Below are 16185 nucleotides of genomic sequence, written 5' to 3' on the forward strand. Positions count from 1 at the left end.
CCCAAAACGAAAAAACGCCACAGCCTCCCGCTCTGGATGAGGGGGATGCGGTGACGTCGTTGTCGGAAGTTGGCAGACACGCCGTTGTGCTGACCGGGGCTTGGTCAAGCAAGGGGCATGCCAGTCGGCCGGAGGCGCTGGGTTCGCGGGATGCAGGGTGCTGGAATGAGGGCGGTGCCGGCGGGGGTGCACCGATTTGACCACGCCCGCCTTGTCCGGGGGCAGGGCTGCAGGGCGGAGCCTGCGGCGTGGCTCCGCTGGGGTTCAGGGTCAGGCGTGAGCGTGGGGTTCAGCGCGCGCCTGCTGGGCGGCGACGCTGCCCTGAGCGGCGAAGGCGACCAGATGGTCGGCGGCGACCTGGATGCCGATTTCCTCGCCGACCAGATGGTCGTCATGGCTGGCGAACAGCGATTCGAGGCGGGTTCCGGTGGGCAGCTGCAGGCGGTAGAGGGTGGAGGCGCCGAGGAACGACTTGCCGACGATGCGCGCCTTCAGCGCGCTGCCCGGCGCGTGGACGATGTCGTCCGGGCGCAGCAGCATGTCCACTGCGGTGCCGGGAGCCCACTGGTAGGCGCGGTTGCCGCGGATCACCCCGAGCTCGGTCTGTACCGTGTCGGGGCTGAGCATCTGGCCGCGGACGAAGTAGCCCTGGCCGATGAAGCTGGCGACGAAGGGGGTCAGCGGCTCGTGGTAGAGGTTGAACGGGGTGTCCCACTGCTCGAGGCGGCCATCGTTGAACACGCCGACCTGGTCGCTGACGGCGAAGGCTTCCTCCTGGTCGTGGGTGACCAGGATGGCGCTGGTGCCGCGCGACTTGAGGATCTCGCGGACCTCCTGGCTGAGGCTGCGGCGCAGTTCGACGTCGAGGTTGGAGAACGGCTCGTCGAGCAGCAGCAGGCGCGGTTCGGGAGCCAGTGCGCGGGCCAGGGCGACGCGCTGCTGCTGGCCGCCGGACAGCTCGTGCGGATAGCGCTTGCCCAATGCGCCGAGCTTGACCAGCTCGAGCATCTCTTCGGCGATGCGCTCGCGCTGGGGATGCTGGCGGATGCCGAAGGCGATGTTCTCGGCCACGGTCAGGTGCGGAAACAGCGCATAGTCCTGGAACACCATGCCGATGCGGCGTTTTTCCGGGGCCAGGGTGAAGCCGGGGCGGGAGATGGTCTCGCCGGCCAGCTCGATGCTGCCCTCATGGACTGGCTCGAAACCGGCGATGGCGCGCAGGGTGGTGGTCTTGCCGCAGCCGGAGGGGCCGAGCAGGCAACCGATGTCGCCTGCGTTGAGGTGCAGATTGAGATTCTGCACCACCCGCTGTTCACGGTAGCCGCAGGCGAGGTCGCGGAGTTTGAGCAGCAGGGTGTGGTTCATGGCAGCGGCGCGTCCTATGCGGGGTAGGCGTGTTCGACGAGGAACTCCAGCAGGGCCTTCTGTGCATGCAAACGGTTTTCCGCCTGGTCCCAGGCGACCGAGCGCGGGTCGTCGAGCAGATCGACGCTGATTTCCTCGCCGCGGTGGGCCGGCAGGCAGTGCATGAACAGCACGTCGCTGGCGGCCTGGTCGAGCAGCGCGCGGCTGACCTGGTACGGGGCGAAGCGCTGCATGCGCGCCGCGGCCTCTTCTTCCTGACCCATCGAGGCCCACACGTCGGTGCTCACCAGGTGGGCGCCGGCCACGGCTTCGCGCGGATCGCGCAGCACGGTCACGCGGCCTTGGGCCAGATCGAGGAACTCCTGCTTGGGCTCGTAGCCTTCCGGGCAGGCGATCTTGAGCTGGAAGTCGAACTGCACGGCGGCCTGGGCGTAGGTGTTGCACATGTTGTTGCCATCGCCGACCCATGCCACGGTCTTGCCCTGGATCGAGCCGCGATGCTCGTGGAAGGTCTGCATGTCGGCCAGCAGCTGGCAGGGGTGCAGATCGTCGGTCAGGCCGTTGATCACCGGCACCCGCGAGTTGGCGGCGAAGTCGAGCACGTTCTGGTGGGCGAAGGTGCGGATCATGATTGCGTCGAGCATGCTCGACATGACGATGGCCGAATCGCTGATCGGCTCGCCACGGCCGAGCTGGGTGTCACGCGGCGACAGGAAGATGGCCTGGCCGCCGAGCTGGATCATGCCGGCTTCGAAGGATACGCGGGTACGGGTCGAGGCCTTCTCGAAGATCATGCCCAGCACGCGGTTCTTCAGGGGCTCGTAGAGTACGCTGCGATTGCGCAGGTCTTTCAGCTCGATGCCGCGGCGGATCAGGCTGGCCAGCTCCTGGGGCGTGCAGTCCATCAGCGAGAGAAAGTGCCGTACACTCATTATTCACTACCTGTAAGACAGGCCGCAGAAATGTCCGGTTTTATTAAGAACGGGCGAAAACTGCGGCGGGACCGCACTGTGCGGTACTCGAAAAAGAAACCGATCTTATAAGGAAATAATGCGACTGCGCAAACCGGCAGCGGGGCGGTGCTGCCCATCAGCCGGGCACCAGAATGGCCTCGCCACGATCCTCGAGAGACCGAGCGCAGTGCTTGGCTTTCCGTTACAATCGGCGCATCCCGCCGGTCAGGGACCGGAAAACCTTCAGTTGAGGTAGACCATGGACATCATCGAAACCATCAAAGACCAGATCGCCAGCAACCCCGTGCTGCTGTACATGAAGGGCTCGCCCAACGCGCCGCAGTGCGGCTTTTCCGCCCGCGCTTCGCAGGCGGTAATGGCCTGTGGCGAGAAGTTCGCCTATGTCGACATCCTGCAGCACCCGGAAATCCGCGCCAGCCTGCCGAAGTACGCCAACTGGCCGACCTTCCCGCAGCTGTGGGTCGACGGCGAGCTGGTTGGTGGCAGCGACATCATTCTCGAAATGCACGAGAAGGGCGAGCTGCAGCCGCTGATCAAGGCGGCGGTAAGCAAGGGCGAGTGATCGCGCACGCTACATATGCCGTAATGAAAAAGCCCCTCGCAATGAGGGGCTTTTTCGTTGTTGGCGCTTATTCGCTCATCTGCGACTGCAGGTAGTTCTCCAGACCGACCTTGCCGATCAGGTCGAGCTGGGTTTCCAGCCAGTCGATGTCGTCTTCCTCGGCCTCGAGGATCTCCTCCAGCATGTCACGGCTGCCGTAGTCGCCGATGCCCTCGCAGTAGGCGATGGCTTCCTTGAGGTCGACCATGGCCCTCTGCTCGATTTTCAGGTCGCACTCGAGCATTTCCTTGGTGTTCTCGCCGATCAGCAGCTTGCCGAGATCCTGCAGGTTGGGAATGCCCTCGAGAAACAGGATGCGCTTGATCAGCTTGTCGGCATGCTTCATCTCGTCGATGGATTCTTTGTACTCGTGCTTGCCGAGCTTCTCCAGGCCCCAGTCATCGTACATGCGCGCGTGCAGGAAGTACTGGTTGATCGCGACCAGTTCGTTGCCAAGGATCTTGTTCAGGTGCTGGATGACTTTCTTGTCGCCTTTCATGCCTTAGCCCGCCTCGCCAGTGGTTGCCAGATATGAAGTCTGGCTGGCTCTGGGTGGCTGTCAAATGCAACTTGTTGCAAGCGGGGCTGGCTGCGTGAAAAGGGCGGGGATGGCTTCGCGCGAGCGGGGTAGGGCAGCCCCGCCGTGCTGAGGAGTGCAGCGCAGCGCGGCGAACAGCGGCTGTGGCCGGTCTCAGGCGGCGGCGAAGGCGGCCGGATGGGCGAGGGCGAGTTGGGACTGGTGCACGTCGTGGATGGTGTGGCGCACCAGGTTCTTGGCCTCGCAGGCGCACTTGCCGCACTGGGTGCCGACACCGGTGGCTTCACGTACCTGGCGATAGCTGCAGCAGCCCTCGTAGATGGCATCGCGAATCTGGTGGTCGGTTACACCGAGGCAAAGACAGACGTACATGGCGCTACCCGCAAGCAGTCAGTTGATGCTGTCGATCCTAGTTTTAATGAGAAGTATTGTCAAACACGAGCAATGACCATTTGTCGTGTGGCTGCAGCGGTTGGCGTCGGGGTTGCAGGCATTAAAAACCCGGCCGGGGCCGGGTTCGTCGGGCGGCGCGGGCGCCGGGGATCACTCGTCGAAGTCGATCCAGCCGCCCATTTCCTTCCAGCGGTTGACGATGCCGCAGAACAGCTCGGCAGTCTTCTCGGTATCGTAGCGGGCGTTGTGTGCCTCGCGGTTGTCGAACGGAATGTCCGCTGCCTGGCAGGCCTTGGCCAGCACCGTCTGCCCGTAGGCCAGGCCGGCGAGGGTGGCGGTGTCGAAGCTGGAGAACGGATGGAACGGGTTGCGCTTGATGCCGGTGCGGGCGACCGCGGCATTCAGGAAGCCGAGGTCGAAGCTGCTGTTGTGGCCGACCAGCACCGCGCGCTTGCAGCCGCTGGATTTCAGCGACTTGCGCACGCTCTTGAAGATCTCGCCGAGCGCCTGCTCCTCGCCCACCGCCATGCGCAGCGGATGGCCGAGCTTGATGCCGGTGAAGTCCAGGGCCGCCTGTTCGATGTTGGCGCCCTCGAACGGCTCGATGCGGAAGAACGAGGTGTGCTCGGGGTAGAGCAGGCCGTCGTCGTCCATGGCGATGGTGGTCGCGGCGATCTCCAGCAGGGCGTCGGTGGCGCAGTTGAAGCCGCCGGTCTCGACGTCCACCACCACCGGCAGGAAGCCGCGGAAGCGGCGCGCCATCGGCGGCTTGAAGCCGCTGCTGCTGGGTTCCAGTTCGTACTCTTCGTAATCGATCTGCTCGCTCATGCCTTGCTCTCCTGTACGCGCCAGCGCAGTTTCTCGCCGGCGCGCAGCGGCACCAGCTGGTGGTCGCCGAAATGCAGTTCGGTCGGGGCGACCCAGTCCTCGCGGATCAGGGTGATGGTGTCGGTGTTGCGCGGCAGGCCGTAGAAGTCCGGGCCGAACTGGCTGGCGAAGCCTTCCAGCTTATCCAGCGCGCCGCGGCGGTCGAAGGCCTCGGCGTACAGCTCGATGGCGGCGAACGCGGTGTAGCAGCCGGCGCAGCCGCAGGCGGCTTCCTTGACGTGACGGGCGTGCGGCGCCGAGTCGGTGCCGAGGAAGAACTTCGGATTGCCGCTGGTGGCGGCGTCCAGCAGGGCTTCCTGGTGGGTGTTGCGCTTGAGGATCGGCAGGCAATAGAAGTGCGGACGGATACCGCCGACCAGCATGTGGTTGCGGTTGTACAGCAGGTGGTGGGCGGTGATGGTGGCGCCGACGTTGGCCGACGCTTCCCGGACGAACTGCGCGGCATCGCCGGTGGTGATGTGCTCGAAGACCACCTTGAGGGTCGGGAAACGCTCGACCACCCGGCGCAGGTTCTCGTCGATGAAGCGCTTCTCGCGGTCGAACACGTCGATGTCGGCGTGGGTCACCTCGCCGTGCACCAGCAGCGGCAGACCGACCTCGGCCATCGCTTCCAGTACCGCGAAGATGTTGTCGACGGAGGTGACGCCCGAGTCCGAGTTGGTGGTGGCGCCGGCCGGGTACAGCTTGGCGGCATGCACCAGACCGCCGGCCTTGGCCGCGCGGATCTCCTCGGCAGTGGTCTTGTCGGTGAGATAGATCACCATCAGCGGCTCGAAGCGGCTGCCGGCCGGCCGAGCGGCGAGGATGCGCTCGCGGTAGGCCGCGGCCTGCTCTGCGTTGCGTACCGGCGGCACCAGGTTGGGCATGATGATGGCGCGGCCGAAGGTGCGTGCGGCATCGGGCACGGTGTGCGCCAGGGCGGCGCCGTCGCGCAGGTGGATGTGCCAGTCGTCGGGACGCAGCAGGGTCAGGCGGTCGGACATGCGGGGAATTTCCAGGCGGGGTGACTCGTGGGGTGTGATGCTACCGAAAAGCCGCCGGACGGTCACGCTGCAGCGCCGGCCGGCCGCCGTGCGGGGCAGCGCGCCCCCTGTAAATTCGCGGTAGGGGCGGCTAGAATGCTTTTTTTCGTAGCAACCCCCCGTGGAGTAACGAATGGCGGACGTAAAAAAGGTAGTTCTGGCCTATTCCGGCGGCCTGGATACCTCGGTGATCCTCAAGTGGCTGCAGGATACCTACAACTGCGAAGTGGTGACCTTCACCGCTGACCTGGGTCAGGGCGAGGAAGTCGAGCCGGCCCGTGCCAAGGCACAGGCGATGGGCGTCAAGGAAATCTACATCGACGACCTGCGCGAAGAATTCGTCCGCGACTTCGTGTTCCCGATGTTCCGCGCCAACACCGTGTACGAAGGCGAGTACCTGCTGGGTACCTCCATCGCCCGTCCGCTGATCGCCAAGCGCCTGATCGAGATCGCCAACGAGACCGGCGCCGACGCCATCTCCCACGGCGCCACCGGCAAGGGCAACGACCAGGTGCGTTTCGAGCTGGGCGCCTACGCGCTGAAGCCGGGCGTCAAGGTGATCGCTCCCTGGCGCGAGTGGGACCTGCTGTCGCGCGAGAAGCTGATGGACTACGCCGCCAAGCACGAGATCCCGATCGAGCGCCACGGCAAGAAGAAGTCGCCGTACTCCATGGATGCCAACCTGCTGCACATCTCTTATGAAGGCGGCGTGCTGGAAGACACCTGGACCGAGCACGAAGAAGACATGTGGCGCTGGACCAAGTCCCCGGAAGCCGCGCCGAACGTGCCGACCTACCTCGAGCTGACCTACCGCAACGGCGACATCGTCGCCATCGACGGCGTCGAGATGACCCCGGCGACCGTGCTGGCCACCCTGAACAAGATCGGCGGCGAGAACGGCATCGGTCGTCTGGACATCGTCGAGAACCGCTACGTCGGCATGAAGTCGCGCGGCTGCTACGAGACCCCCGGCGGCACCATCATGCTGCGCGCCCACCGCGCCATCGAGTCGATCACCCTCGACCGCGAAGTGGCCCACCTGAAAGACGAGCTGATGCCGAAATACGCCAGCCTGATCTACAACGGCTACTGGTGGAGCCCGGAGCGTCTGATGCTGCAGCAGATGATCGACGCCTCCCAGGTCAACGTGAACGGTGTAGTGCGCCTGAAGCTGTACAAGGGCAACGTCATCGTGGTCGGCCGCAAGTCCGACGACTCGCTGTTCGACGCCAACATCGCCACCTTCGAGGACGATGCCGGCGCCTACGACCAGGCCGACGCCGGTGGCTTCATCAAGCTCAACGCGCTGCGCATGCGCATCGCTGCAGGCAAGGGCCGCAGCCCGCTCTGATAAGCTGGTTGTACCAAGCCTGACCATGACCCCGGCCGCGTGCCGGGGTCATGCTTTTTGCACCGTGAAAAGCCAAGGAGATCCCTGATGAGACTGCTGCACACCATGCTGCGCGTCGGCGATATGGACAAGTCGATCGCCTTCTACACCGAAGTGCTGGGCATGACCCTGCTGCGCCGCAAGGACTACCCGGATGGCCAGTTCACCCTGGCTTTCGTCGGCTACGGTGACGAGGCGCACAACAGCGTGATCGAGCTGACCTACAACTGGGGCGTGGACAGCTACGAGCTGGGCACCGGCTACGGCCACATCGCCCTGGAAGTCGAGGACGTCTACAAGGCCTGCGAGGACATCCGCGCCCGCGGTGGCAAGATCACCCGCGAGCCGGGGCCGATGAAGCACGGCTCGAGCATCCTTGCCTTCGTCGAGGATCCGGACGGCTACAAGATCGAGCTGCTGTCGCCGCATCGCAAGGACTGACCGCCCCGAAACGACGAAGCCCCGCCAGATGTGCGGGGCTTCGTTGTTTCGGGGCGGCCGCTCAGTTCTGCCGCGTGCAGGCCTCGGAGGTGGTGAGGTAGGACAGCTTGCGCAGGCTGTCGTTGGAGTCGCGGTAGGTCATTACCGCGGTGACGAGTTCGCAGCGAAGGCTGGCTGGGGTGTCGATCCGCAGCACCCGCTCGACATCCAGTTGGTTGCCGTAGCGGTAGGGCTGCACGTCGTTGTCGCTGGCCTGGGCAAGGCCGGCCGCCAGCAGCAGGGGAAGGGCGATGAGGCGCATATTCATGGTCGAACCTGTGGAATACAGGGCGCCTGCCGCCGTCGCGGACGGGGCAGGGCACCGTGGTGAAAGGGATCAGTTGCCGCGGTAGGTCGAGTAGCCGTAGGGGCTGAGCAGCAGCGGGATGTGGTAGTGCGGCACGCTGCCGTCGGCGCTGAAGATCACCGGCACCTCGGGGAAGAAGGTCGAGGCTTTGTGTTCGGCGAACCACTCACCGGTCTTGAAGGTCACCCGGTAGTTGCCCTTCTCCAGTGTCTTGCCTTCCGGGAACAGCGCGGTTATGCGGCCCTGCTCGTTGGTGGTGGCGCTGTTCAGTGCCTGCCAGGCGCCGCCGGCCTGCTTCTCCAGGGTCACCTCGACGCCCGGCGAGGGCAGACCGTCCTCGAGGTTGAGTACATGCACGCTGAGCGGGTTGCCGGCGGCCAGAGCCAGGGACGACAGGCCGCTGAGCAGTGCGCCGACGAAGAGGGACTTGAGTGTGTTCATGGGATTCTCCGGATCAGTGGGTTTGCGGTAGCAGTTGGGAGATGGCCTTGAGGGCGCAGCCTTCGTCGATGGCCGCGCCGCCGGCGCCGGCCACGCCGATGGCGCCGATCACTTCGCCGCCGACCTGCAGCGGCACACCGCCGCCGAGCAACAGCAGTTCGTCGAGGGTGTTGAGGTTTTCCGCCTCCGGGTTGCTGCGCGCCCGTTCGGCCAGCAGGCGGGTGGCGGTCTTGGTCGACAGCGCGGTGTAGGCCTTGCGCTGGGCGGCGAGGGTGTTGTGCGGGCCGACGTTGTCGTCGCGCTGCACCGCCACCAGGTTGCCGCCGCGGTCGACCACCGCCGCCACGGCGCTGCGGCCGTCGGCATGGCAGGCGGCCAGGGTGGCATCGAGCAGCTGGTTGGCAAGTGCCAGCGAAACATCGCTGCGTTGTTCGATCTGGGCCGGGGCGGCGAAGGCGTTCGCGGCGCACAGGGCCAGGCCAAGCAGCGACAGCCGGGCGGTACGGATGGACATGGGCTTCTCCTTCAAAGGGCTCCGGGGAGCGAGTGGCGGCCATGGTGCCTGCGCCCGCCCGTCAAACCGATTGCCGGCGGATTACCAATTTGTAATGGGAGAAAGCCTGGGATCGGCCTAGCCTATGCGGGACTTTGGGGGAGGCAGCGATGCGCATTCTGGTGGTGGAAGACGAGCTGAAGACCGCGGACTACCTGCGCAAGGGGCTGGGCGAGTCCGGCTATCTGGTGGAGGTGGCGCTGAATGGCCTGGACGGGCTGCACCTGATCCAGGAAAGCGAGTTCGACCTGATCATCCTCGACGTGATGCTGCCGGGGCTGGATGGCTGGCAGCTGCTGCAGGTAATCCGCCGCAAATTGCAGACGCCGGTACTGTTCCTCACCGCCCGCGACGCGGTGGAGGATCGGGTCAAGGGCCTGGAGCTGGGTGCCGACGACTACCTGGTCAAGCCGTTCTCCTATGCCGAACTCCTGGCGCGGGTGCGCACCCTGCTGCGCCGCGGGCCGCCGCGCGAGGTCGAGCAGTTCCGCGTGGCGGACCTCGAGCTGGATCTGCTGCGCCGCCGGGTCACCCGTGCGGGCGAGCGCGTCAACCTGACCAACAAGGAGTTCGCCCTGCTGCACCTGCTGCTCAGCCGCGAGGGCGAGGTGCTGTCGCGCGCCTACATTGCCTCGCAGGTCTGGCAGATGAACTTCGACAGCGACACCAACGTGGTCGACGTGGCCATCCGCCGCCTGCGCGCCAAGATCGACGATCCCTATCCGTGCAAGCTGATCCATACCGTGCGCGGCATGGGCTATGTGCTGGAAGTGCAGCCGTGAGCCTGTGGCCGCGCGCGCTGAGCCTGCGTCTGGCGCTGCTGTTCGCCCTGGTCGGCGTGCTGCTGCTCGGCGCCATCGGCTTCTACCTGTACCAGTCGCTGGAGCGGGAAATCGCCTGGCGCGACGACCAGGCCCTGCTCGGGCGCCTGGAACGCATGCGCACGCTGCTCGATGACAGCGCGAGCATCGAGGCGCTGCGCCAGCGGCCGCAGCTGTACGCCAACATGCTGGGCAATCGCGACAGTCTGCTGTGGATCGTCAGCGACAGCGGGCAGGTGCTGATCGAGATCAACCCCGCCGCACTGGCCGTGCCGCAGCTGCCGCGCGGGCCGGCGGTGCAGCTGCGCGACGCCTTGGCGGCCGAGCCGGCGCGGCTGGCCTGGCTGCACGTCGAGCACGAGGGCCGCGGCCTGACCCTGATCGCCGGCAAGCTGCTCGCCGAGCGCAGCCAGATGCTCGCCGCCTACCGGCTGAAACTCTGGCTGGCGCTGGCCGCCGGGGCCGTGCTGGCCTTCCTGCTCGGCTGGCTGGTCAGCCTGCGCGGCCTGCGTCCGGTGCGCGAGCTGGCGGCGCGGGCGCAGGCCATCGACGTGCAGCACCTGCACCTGCGTCTCGACGAGGTCCAGCAGGTAAGCGAGCTGCGCCGCCTGAGCGCGGCGCTGAACCAGATGCTCACCCGCCTGGAGGAGGGCTTCGCCCAGCTGTCGCGCTTCTCCGAGGATCTCGCCCACGAGATGCGCACGCCGCTGAGCAACCTGATGGGTCACACCCAGCAGACCCTGCGCCACCCCCGCTCGGTCGAGGACTACCAGAACCTGCTGGCCTCCAACCAGGAGGAGTACGAGCGTCTGGCGCGGATGATCGACAGCATGCTGTTCCTCGCCCGCACCGAGCAGCCACAAGCCTCGGTGAACCGCGAGGCGGTCGACCTGCACGGGCTGGTCGAGCAGCTGTGCGAGTACTTCGAGGGCATGGCCGAGGAGCGCGAACTGCAGCTGGTCAACCGGGCCGAGGGCACCCTGCAGGCCGACCCGGGCCTGCTGCGCCGCGCCCTGGCCAACCTGCTGGCCAATGCCCTGCGCCATGCCGCGCCGGGCAGCCCGGTGAGCATTGCCAGCCAGCTGTGCGACGGGCGGCTCGAAGTCGGCGTGCACAATCTGGGCGAGCCGATCGCCGCCGAGCATCTGCCGCGGCTGTTCGAGCGTTTCTATCGCTGCGACCCTTCGCGCGCCCAGCCCGGCGATTCCGGCGGTCTGGGTCTGGCGATCGTGCGCTCGATCATGCAGCTGCATGGCGGCAGCGTGCGGGTCGAAAGCGACGCGCACGGCACGCGCCTTATGCTGCTTTTCCCGTTGGGACGGCCGTGATTTCGTGAGCTTAATTGTGCACTCGCGGCTGTCGCAGCCATTTCGGGGCACCGAGATCGGTCGTGCGCTGGCGCTGGCGGCACGGCAGATGCTGGTGGTGATCGACGGCTTGGGTCCGCAGGCCAGCGGGCAGCTCCATGCCTGGAGCGGCGAACGGTTGCCCAGGTAGGCGTTCGGACGCTTTGCGCGCCTGCCGGGCTGCGGGGCAAATGAGTTTTTGTTCATCGATGGGAGTAGTTGGAGGACTATCGGCGACAAGGTCGAGCTGTCGTAACCATACCGCGCCGACTGAGTCGCTCCTGCACAAAGGCCGCATGTCTGTCGGCATGGCGGCCTTTGTCGATTCAGAAGCTGGCCTCGCGCACCACGATCGCCAGCGCATTGCGCAGGTAATGCCATGCCGGTGCCTCCCAGCGTGCATGCACCACCACGTGGCCGCGCCAGGACTGTCCGTCGAGACTGCCCAGTGGCGAATCGACGGCCAGCGTGACGCGATAGACGGCATGCTCAGGCACCAACTGGTCGTTACGCGGACGGGTCAGAATGTGTCCGCCAGCGTCGGCCGCGAGCATGCCTGTGTTCAGCACCCGCGAAGCATCCGTATCGATGTTGGTGACCCGCAGGGTAAGGAGTGGGCCGTCTCCGGCATCGGCCATGAACAGCCCGCGATCGCCGTCCCGGATACGCTTGACGGCCGACTCGTCCAGATAGGTTTCCACCAGATTGCCTTGCTGGCCGACCAGCAGGGCAATCGGCTCCTTGGCAGCTAGCCACTGCCCATCATGCAGGTCGGGGTCCACGTCACGCAGGCGCCCGGCGAAGGGAGCCTTGGGCGCGTAGCGACTCAGCTCCTCGTCGAGGCTGGCCAGTTCTGCCGTGGCGGTGGCCAGTTCTTCCTGGCTGCTTTGCAGGCGTGCGCGCGACTCGGCGCCGAAGCCGGCCGAGGCGGCCTGCCAGCGCAGCGCCTCGATGCGAGCCAGCAGACCCTCGCGGCGCAGTTGCAGTTCTGGGGTGGCCAGGCGGATCAGCTCCGCGCCGGCCGTCACCGCTTGGCCTTCGCTCAAGGCAAAGCGTGCAACCTGAGCGGGGCCGGGAGCGAACAATGGCCAGATCTCGACCGGCCGCAGCACGCCGCTGGAATGCACCCGCCCGGGCCAGGGCACCAGCAACAGGGCGATCAGGCCGAGCAGCAGCACGAAGCTGAGCCGGCCGCGTCGGTGGGTGCGGATGAGGGGCCAGCGCTGGTGCCAGGCCTGCAGTTCATGGCGGATGGGCATGGCGATGAACCAGACGATTTCCACGATAAAGAGAAAGATCCCGACAATTTTGATGAAGAAGTGGTAGACCAGTACGGCGATGCCGAGGAACACTACCAGTCGGTAAATCCAGGTCGCCCAGGCAAAGGCGATCAGCCCGATTTCGCGCGGCCGGGAGAAATGTTCGGGACGCTCCTCGCCGAGTGCGAACAGCCACTCGCGCAGCTTCCAGCGTGCCAGGGCGAAGCTGCGCTCATGCAGGTTGGGCATGTCCAGCCAGTCGGCGATGATGAAGTAGCCGTCGAAGCGCATGAACGGACTGGCGTTGATTGCCAGGGTGGCGACCCAACTGGTGGTGGCCAGCACGAAGGCTGCCGAGCGCAACTCGCCGTCGGGCAGCAGCGCCCAGGCGAGGGTGGCCCAAGCGGCGATCACCAGCTCAGTTAGGATGCCGGCTGCGGCGACCTGCAGGCGCTGCCAGCGACTGGTGAGCCGCCAGGTTTCGTTGGTGTCGGTATAGGCCATCGGCCACAGCACTAAAAAGGCCACGCCCATGGTCGGCACGCGACAACCGAAGCGCTTGGCGGTAAAGGCATGGCCCAGCTCATGCAACAGCTTGACCAGCACCAGCGCCACGCCATAGGCCGCGAGGCCTTCCCAACTGAAGGTATCGACCAGCGAGGCGAAGAAGCCGTCCCACTGGCGCACGATTTGGGACAGACCCAGGGTCAGGGCCAGCAGCGTCAGCAGAGCGAAGCTGCGGGTATAGAGCAGGCCGGCCAGGTGCTGCCAGCGACCGAGCCAGGCATCCGGGCGCCACAGCGGCACGCGGAAGAACAGATAGTGGTGCAGCAGCCACTTCAGGCGGCTGCCCTCCTGGCGTGCCCGCCGCTCGGCCAGGTGGCGCGCGCTGTCCCGGCCGGCGGGCTTGAGCAGTTGGTTATCGAGCAGGAAGCGTGCGACTTGCTGCACGTCCTCGCCGCTCAGCTGCAGAGTGGTACTCACCCCGATCGCCTCGGCAATCGCCGCGGGGTCATCGAACGACCAGCGCTGCAGGATCTCGAAGGTGGGCCAGTCGATGCTGAAGAAACGATTGCGCACCGGGTCGTGCAGCGTCCAGCTCGGCTGGCCATCGGCCATGATGGGACCAGGCAGCAGGTCCAGCTCCTCGCGCAGTTGCGGCAGGCCCACGGTTACCACCCGATCGTCGTGCGAATGCTAGCCAGCGGTCGGCGTAGCATCCAGTAGGCCAGCGGCACCCAGCGGCCACGCAACTTGGCGCTGCCCTTGAGGCCGACGCGGTGCCCGGTCGGCTCGGCGAGACGGGCACGCAGGCGGTAGGCGTAGCTTCCGTCCGGGCGTTGCACGGCGTCATGGGCCAGATAGCGCAGGTTCGCCTGCACCGGATCGAGCGGGCTGGCGTTCAGGTACAGGCTGAGCGCTGCGGCCTCCTCCAGGGGAATGGCGTCGGCCAGCGGCACCCAGGCTTCCACTTCGACATCTCCGGGCGTGGCGATGCGCATGATGCGCTCGCCCACGGTGACTGGCCGGCCGATCCACTCGGAGGGGTCGTCGAACAACGCAATGCCGTCGCGTGGCGCCAGTACCCGTGCACGACTCAATTGATCGGTGATGAACACCACTTCCGTGCGTTTCTCCTCGATCTTGCCGGTGAGCACGGCGAGTTGAGCCTTGGACTTGGGATCGAGCAGCGCCTGCTGCATGGTCTGCCGGTACTCGGTTTCGGCCGTCGCCAGCGCCTGGCGGGCGACCTCCAGGCGCGACTGGATCAGTGCCTCGTCAAAACCGAACAGCGGCTGACCCTGGTTGACCTCCTGGTTGGGTTGGACATGGAAGGTGTCGATCACGCCCTCCAGGGGCGCGCGGATCACCGCCGGATGCGCCGGAACCAGCTCGCCGGGGGCGAGCACGCTCAGGCGCACGGGCAACATAGCGATAAGCACGCCCGCTAAGGTCCAGCGCAACGGCGTCGACCGCCACCAGCGCCGCCTGGCTTCGGCAACCTGCGCTTTGTGACGGCCCCATGGCCAGCGTGCCGGTACCTGGCGCGACTGCCAGGCATGCCGCCAAATATCCGCCCATTCGGCCAGCAGGGCCTGCTCCCGATCCGTCCACGGCAGGTCGCGGGCCAGCAGCAATCCGCCGTCGGCAGGTGCCCGCCCGCCCTCGTCACTGTCGTCGGCCAGCCCCAGCCACAGAGCGTGGCGCGGCAGCCATTCGGCCCACTCCGTGCCGAGCGGCTCGGGCAGCGAGGCGGCATCGACCCGGGCAACCGCCGGTGCGTTGTCGGCCAAGTGCCGGCAGGCCTTGGCCAGCCACTGTGCGTAGGGCACGTTGGCCTCGACCTGGATCACCCCGGACAGACTGGCGATGCCTTGCCTGGACGACCACAGCGCCGCCTGGCGATAGGGCACCAGCTGGTGGCTGTCGTTCACCGCGATGAACTCAAGCTCGCGTACGGATGCGGCATGCCGCACCCGGCGTCCCAGCTCGAGCAGTACCGCCAACGGGTTGGTTTCCTGCACGACGTGCTCCATCAAAGTGCCTGCACCTTGGCCGCGGTCTTGGCGGCCGGCAGGTCGGCGAGAGCGAATGCCGGTCGCTTGGCGGCCATGCGCAGTTGCTCGCTGAGCCCCGCGCGACCATTGCCGGTGGTTGCGCTCGGTTTCTCGCCGACGCTGATGCGGAACAACGCGCTCACTTCGCGGCCCTGACTGTCGCGGGCGATCACCTTGACGGTCAGATCACCATGGAAGCCATCAGGTGCCATTACCTCGAACTTTCCGGTCATCGGGTTGAAGATCACCCAGGGTGGCAATTGCTCGCCATTGGCCTGCATGGCTGCCAGCACCACGCGTGCTTGAGGATCGGTATGCACGAAGGCGTCGTAGGGGATCGAGAAGCTGCTCGCCGCCCCCGCATCAGCGTACTGGTCGCCCATGCCGCGGTAGATCGTCAGTGTCGGCTCGGGCGCATCCATCACAACCACGCGGAAGCCGGTAGTGCTGGTGTAGACGTCGCTGAAGGCGGCGCTCTGCATCGAGCCGAGGTCCAGCGCTCCGAGGCCGGTGACCATCGGCTTGGCATCCGCCAGCGCCGCCTGCAGTGCCGGGCTGTTGACGATGGCCGGAGCCGGAATGGGAGCCGGATTCGGGCTGCTGGGCGCGGCAGGCGGTTCGCTAGCCTGCGGCGGCGTGATCGGCGCCGGCGCCTGAGGCTGAGCGGGCGGCACGTCATCCAGGCCGCGGACGCTGACCTCGACCACTCGCGAGGTGCCGTCGAGAGTCTGGACGGTGAAGCGCTCGCTCATCGTCTCGCTGCTGGTCAGGCGCTGCACATGGCGGGCGTCGTTATCCAGGAGGTAGGTCCAGTTGCCGTCGACATCGATGGCGAAGGTGCCATAGCTGCCTGCGACGGCCTGCTGGGCGACGAAGGCAGCCTGGCCACTGTCGGCATCGTTGACCTGCAACCGGCCTGCGGTCGCCAGGGTGGTGTCCTCTTGCACGCTGCCGCTGCCGCTGCCGCCGATCACGGCGGCGTCGTTGACGCCGGTGATGGTGACCACCACCTCGTGCCCGGTGCCGTCGAGGGCCTTGACGGTGAAGGTCTCGACCTTGGTCTGGCCGGCCTGGAGGTACTGCACGGCGGCGTTGGCGACGCTGTAGGTCCAGGCGCCGCTCTCGTCGATGCTCAGGCTGCCGAGGGCGCCCTGGCTGGCGACGATGCCGGAGGTCTGGAACGTGGCTTCGCCCGTGTCGGCGTCCGTGATGGACAGGGAGCCGGAGTCGGTGAGGTTCGGGTTGCTGG

18 protein-coding genes are annotated in these 16185 nt (G+C 66.4%); 6 read left to right on the top strand and 12 right to left on the bottom strand.

Annotated elements, in window-relative coordinates; translation table 11 throughout:
- Positions 1 to 270 precede the first annotated feature (270 nt).
- Positions 271 to 1365, bottom strand: a complete 1095-nt coding sequence (locus BMZ19_RS21110) for an ABC transporter ATP-binding protein (RefSeq protein WP_090313581.1) — start codon at positions 1363 to 1365, stop codon at positions 271 to 273.
- Between the two features lie 14 nt (positions 1366 to 1379).
- Positions 1380 to 2297 carry an ornithine carbamoyltransferase gene (gene argF / locus BMZ19_RS21115; protein WP_090313583.1) on the bottom strand — a complete coding sequence of 306 codons (918 nt, stop codon included), beginning with the start codon at positions 2295 to 2297 and terminating at the stop codon, positions 1380 to 1382.
- A gap of 280 nt (positions 2298 to 2577) precedes the next feature.
- Between argF and grxD the strand changes: the two genes are divergently transcribed.
- Complete coding sequence (gene grxD / locus BMZ19_RS21120) at positions 2578 to 2901, top strand: Grx4 family monothiol glutaredoxin (protein WP_090313585.1); 324 nt, start codon at positions 2578 to 2580, stop codon at positions 2899 to 2901.
- Between the two features lie 67 nt (positions 2902 to 2968).
- Here the strand turns inward: grxD and bfr are convergent, their stop codons facing one another.
- The 4 genes from bfr to pyrC form a co-directional block, all read right to left on the bottom strand.
- Positions 2969 to 3439, bottom strand: coding sequence for a bacterioferritin (gene bfr, locus BMZ19_RS21125; protein ID WP_090313587.1), 471 nt, complete (start codon positions 3437 to 3439; stop codon positions 2969 to 2971).
- Positions 3440 to 3631: 192 nt separating this feature from the next.
- Positions 3632 to 3850 carry a bacterioferritin-associated ferredoxin gene (locus BMZ19_RS21130; RefSeq protein WP_090313589.1) on the bottom strand — a complete coding sequence of 73 codons (219 nt, stop codon included), beginning with the start codon at positions 3848 to 3850 and terminating at the stop codon, positions 3632 to 3634.
- A 171-nt stretch (positions 3851 to 4021) separates the two neighbouring features.
- On the bottom strand, positions 4022 to 4699 hold the full coding sequence (gene rnt, locus BMZ19_RS21135; protein WP_090313591.1) for a ribonuclease T: 678 nt from the start codon (positions 4697 to 4699) through the stop codon (positions 4022 to 4024).
- Complete coding sequence (pyrC, locus tag BMZ19_RS21140; RefSeq protein ID WP_090313593.1) at positions 4696 to 5742, bottom strand: dihydroorotase; 1047 nt, start codon at positions 5740 to 5742, stop codon at positions 4696 to 4698. Before pyrC ends, rnt begins: the two co-directional genes overlap by 4 nt.
- Before the next feature lie 172 nt (positions 5743 to 5914).
- Here pyrC and BMZ19_RS21145 point away from each other — a divergent pair, with 172 nt between their 5' ends.
- Positions 5915 to 7132, top strand: a complete 1218-nt coding sequence (locus BMZ19_RS21145; RefSeq protein ID WP_090313595.1) for an argininosuccinate synthase — start codon at positions 5915 to 5917, stop codon at positions 7130 to 7132.
- Positions 7133 to 7219: 87 nt separating this feature from the next.
- Positions 7220 to 7612, top strand: coding sequence for a lactoylglutathione lyase (gloA, locus tag BMZ19_RS21150; RefSeq protein WP_090313597.1), 393 nt, complete (start codon positions 7220 to 7222; stop codon positions 7610 to 7612).
- A 61-nt stretch (positions 7613 to 7673) separates the two neighbouring features.
- Here the strand turns inward: gloA and BMZ19_RS21155 are convergent, their stop codons facing one another.
- From BMZ19_RS21155 to BMZ19_RS21165, 3 genes are all read right to left on the bottom strand, one after another.
- Positions 7674 to 7919, bottom strand: coding sequence for a DUF2790 domain-containing protein (locus tag BMZ19_RS21155; RefSeq protein WP_090313599.1), 246 nt, complete (start codon positions 7917 to 7919; stop codon positions 7674 to 7676).
- A 69-nt stretch (positions 7920 to 7988) separates the two neighbouring features.
- Complete coding sequence (gene uraH / locus BMZ19_RS21160) at positions 7989 to 8399, bottom strand: hydroxyisourate hydrolase (RefSeq protein WP_090313601.1); 411 nt, start codon at positions 8397 to 8399, stop codon at positions 7989 to 7991.
- A gap of 13 nt (positions 8400 to 8412) precedes the next feature.
- Positions 8413 to 8913 carry a GlcG/HbpS family heme-binding protein gene (locus BMZ19_RS21165; RefSeq protein WP_090313603.1) on the bottom strand — a complete coding sequence of 167 codons (501 nt, stop codon included), beginning with the start codon at positions 8911 to 8913 and terminating at the stop codon, positions 8413 to 8415.
- Positions 8914 to 9062: 149 nt separating this feature from the next.
- Between BMZ19_RS21165 and BMZ19_RS21170 the strand changes: the two genes are divergently transcribed.
- Genes BMZ19_RS21170 through BMZ19_RS22495 form a run of 3 tightly spaced genes read left to right on the top strand, consistent with a single transcriptional unit; the run spans position 9063 to position 11270 of the window.
- On the top strand, positions 9063 to 9734 hold the full coding sequence (locus BMZ19_RS21170; protein WP_090313605.1) for a heavy metal response regulator transcription factor: 672 nt from the start codon (positions 9063 to 9065) through the stop codon (positions 9732 to 9734).
- A complete protein-coding gene (locus BMZ19_RS21175; protein WP_090313607.1) occupies positions 9731 to 11101 on the top strand; it encodes a heavy metal sensor histidine kinase in 1371 nt (456 codons plus the stop codon). The genes BMZ19_RS21170 and BMZ19_RS21175 overlap by 4 nt, the downstream gene beginning before the upstream one ends.
- A 4-nt stretch (positions 11102 to 11105) precedes the next feature.
- Positions 11106 to 11270 carry a Rossmann-fold NAD(P)-binding domain-containing protein gene (locus tag BMZ19_RS22495; protein ID WP_170847823.1) on the top strand — a complete coding sequence of 55 codons (165 nt, stop codon included), beginning with the start codon at positions 11106 to 11108 and terminating at the stop codon, positions 11268 to 11270.
- A 175-nt stretch (positions 11271 to 11445) separates the two neighbouring features.
- Here the strand turns inward: BMZ19_RS22495 and BMZ19_RS21180 are convergent, their stop codons facing one another.
- From BMZ19_RS21180 to BMZ19_RS21190, 3 genes are all read right to left on the bottom strand, one after another.
- A complete protein-coding gene (locus BMZ19_RS21180) occupies positions 11446 to 13548 on the bottom strand; it encodes an efflux RND transporter periplasmic adaptor subunit (protein ID WP_244517295.1) in 2103 nt (700 codons plus the stop codon).
- Positions 13549 to 13550: 2 nt separating this feature from the next.
- The gene (locus BMZ19_RS21185; RefSeq protein WP_090313609.1) at positions 13551 to 14915 is read right to left on the bottom strand and encodes an efflux RND transporter periplasmic adaptor subunit; all 1365 of its coding nucleotides are present in this window, start codon (positions 14913 to 14915) and stop codon (positions 13551 to 13553) included.
- On the bottom strand, positions 14915 to 16185 hold a 1271-nt coding region (locus BMZ19_RS21190), incomplete at its 5' end, for a VCBS domain-containing protein (RefSeq protein WP_212633263.1). The genes BMZ19_RS21185 and BMZ19_RS21190, both read right to left, overlap by 1 nt.

It is taken from the genome of Pseudomonas linyingensis, assembly GCF_900109175.1.
GTDB classification, from domain to species: domain Bacteria; phylum Pseudomonadota; class Gammaproteobacteria; order Pseudomonadales; family Pseudomonadaceae; genus Geopseudomonas; species Geopseudomonas linyingensis.

Bases quoted from the DNA above. Each gene is read 5' to 3' on its own strand.
- gloA (WP_090313597.1), top strand. From the start codon at position 7,220: ATGAGACTGCTGCACACCATGCTGCGCGTCGGCGATATGGACAAGTCG.
- BMZ19_RS21165 (WP_090313603.1), bottom strand. From the start codon at position 8,913: ATGTCCATCCGTACCGCCCGGCTGTCGCTGCTTGGCCTGGCCCTGTGC.
- grxD (WP_090313585.1), top strand. From the start codon at position 2,578: ATGGACATCATCGAAACCATCAAAGACCAGATCGCCAGCAACCCCGTG.
- uraH (WP_090313601.1), bottom strand. From the start codon at position 8,399: ATGAACACACTCAAGTCCCTCTTCGTCGGCGCACTGCTCAGCGGCCTG.
- bfr (WP_090313587.1), bottom strand. From the start codon at position 3,439: ATGAAAGGCGACAAGAAAGTCATCCAGCACCTGAACAAGATCCTTGGC.
- BMZ19_RS21110 (WP_090313581.1), bottom strand. From the start codon at position 1,365: ATGAACCACACCCTGCTGCTCAAACTCCGCGACCTCGCCTGCGGCTAC.
- rnt (WP_090313591.1), bottom strand. From the start codon at position 4,699: ATGAGCGAGCAGATCGATTACGAAGAGTACGAACTGGAACCCAGCAGC.
- BMZ19_RS21145 (WP_090313595.1), top strand. From the start codon at position 5,915: ATGGCGGACGTAAAAAAGGTAGTTCTGGCCTATTCCGGCGGCCTGGAT.
- BMZ19_RS21130 (WP_090313589.1), bottom strand. From the start codon at position 3,850: ATGTACGTCTGTCTTTGCCTCGGTGTAACCGACCACCAGATTCGCGAT.
- BMZ19_RS21185 (WP_090313609.1), bottom strand. From the start codon at position 14,915: ATGGAGCACGTCGTGCAGGAAACCAACCCGTTGGCGGTACTGCTCGAG.
- BMZ19_RS21155 (WP_090313599.1), bottom strand. From the start codon at position 7,919: ATGAATATGCGCCTCATCGCCCTTCCCCTGCTGCTGGCGGCCGGCCTT.
- argF (WP_090313583.1), bottom strand. From the start codon at position 2,297: ATGAGTGTACGGCACTTTCTCTCGCTGATGGACTGCACGCCCCAGGAG.
- pyrC (WP_090313593.1), bottom strand. From the start codon at position 5,742: ATGTCCGACCGCCTGACCCTGCTGCGTCCCGACGACTGGCACATCCAC.
- BMZ19_RS21170 (WP_090313605.1), top strand. From the start codon at position 9,063: ATGCGCATTCTGGTGGTGGAAGACGAGCTGAAGACCGCGGACTACCTG.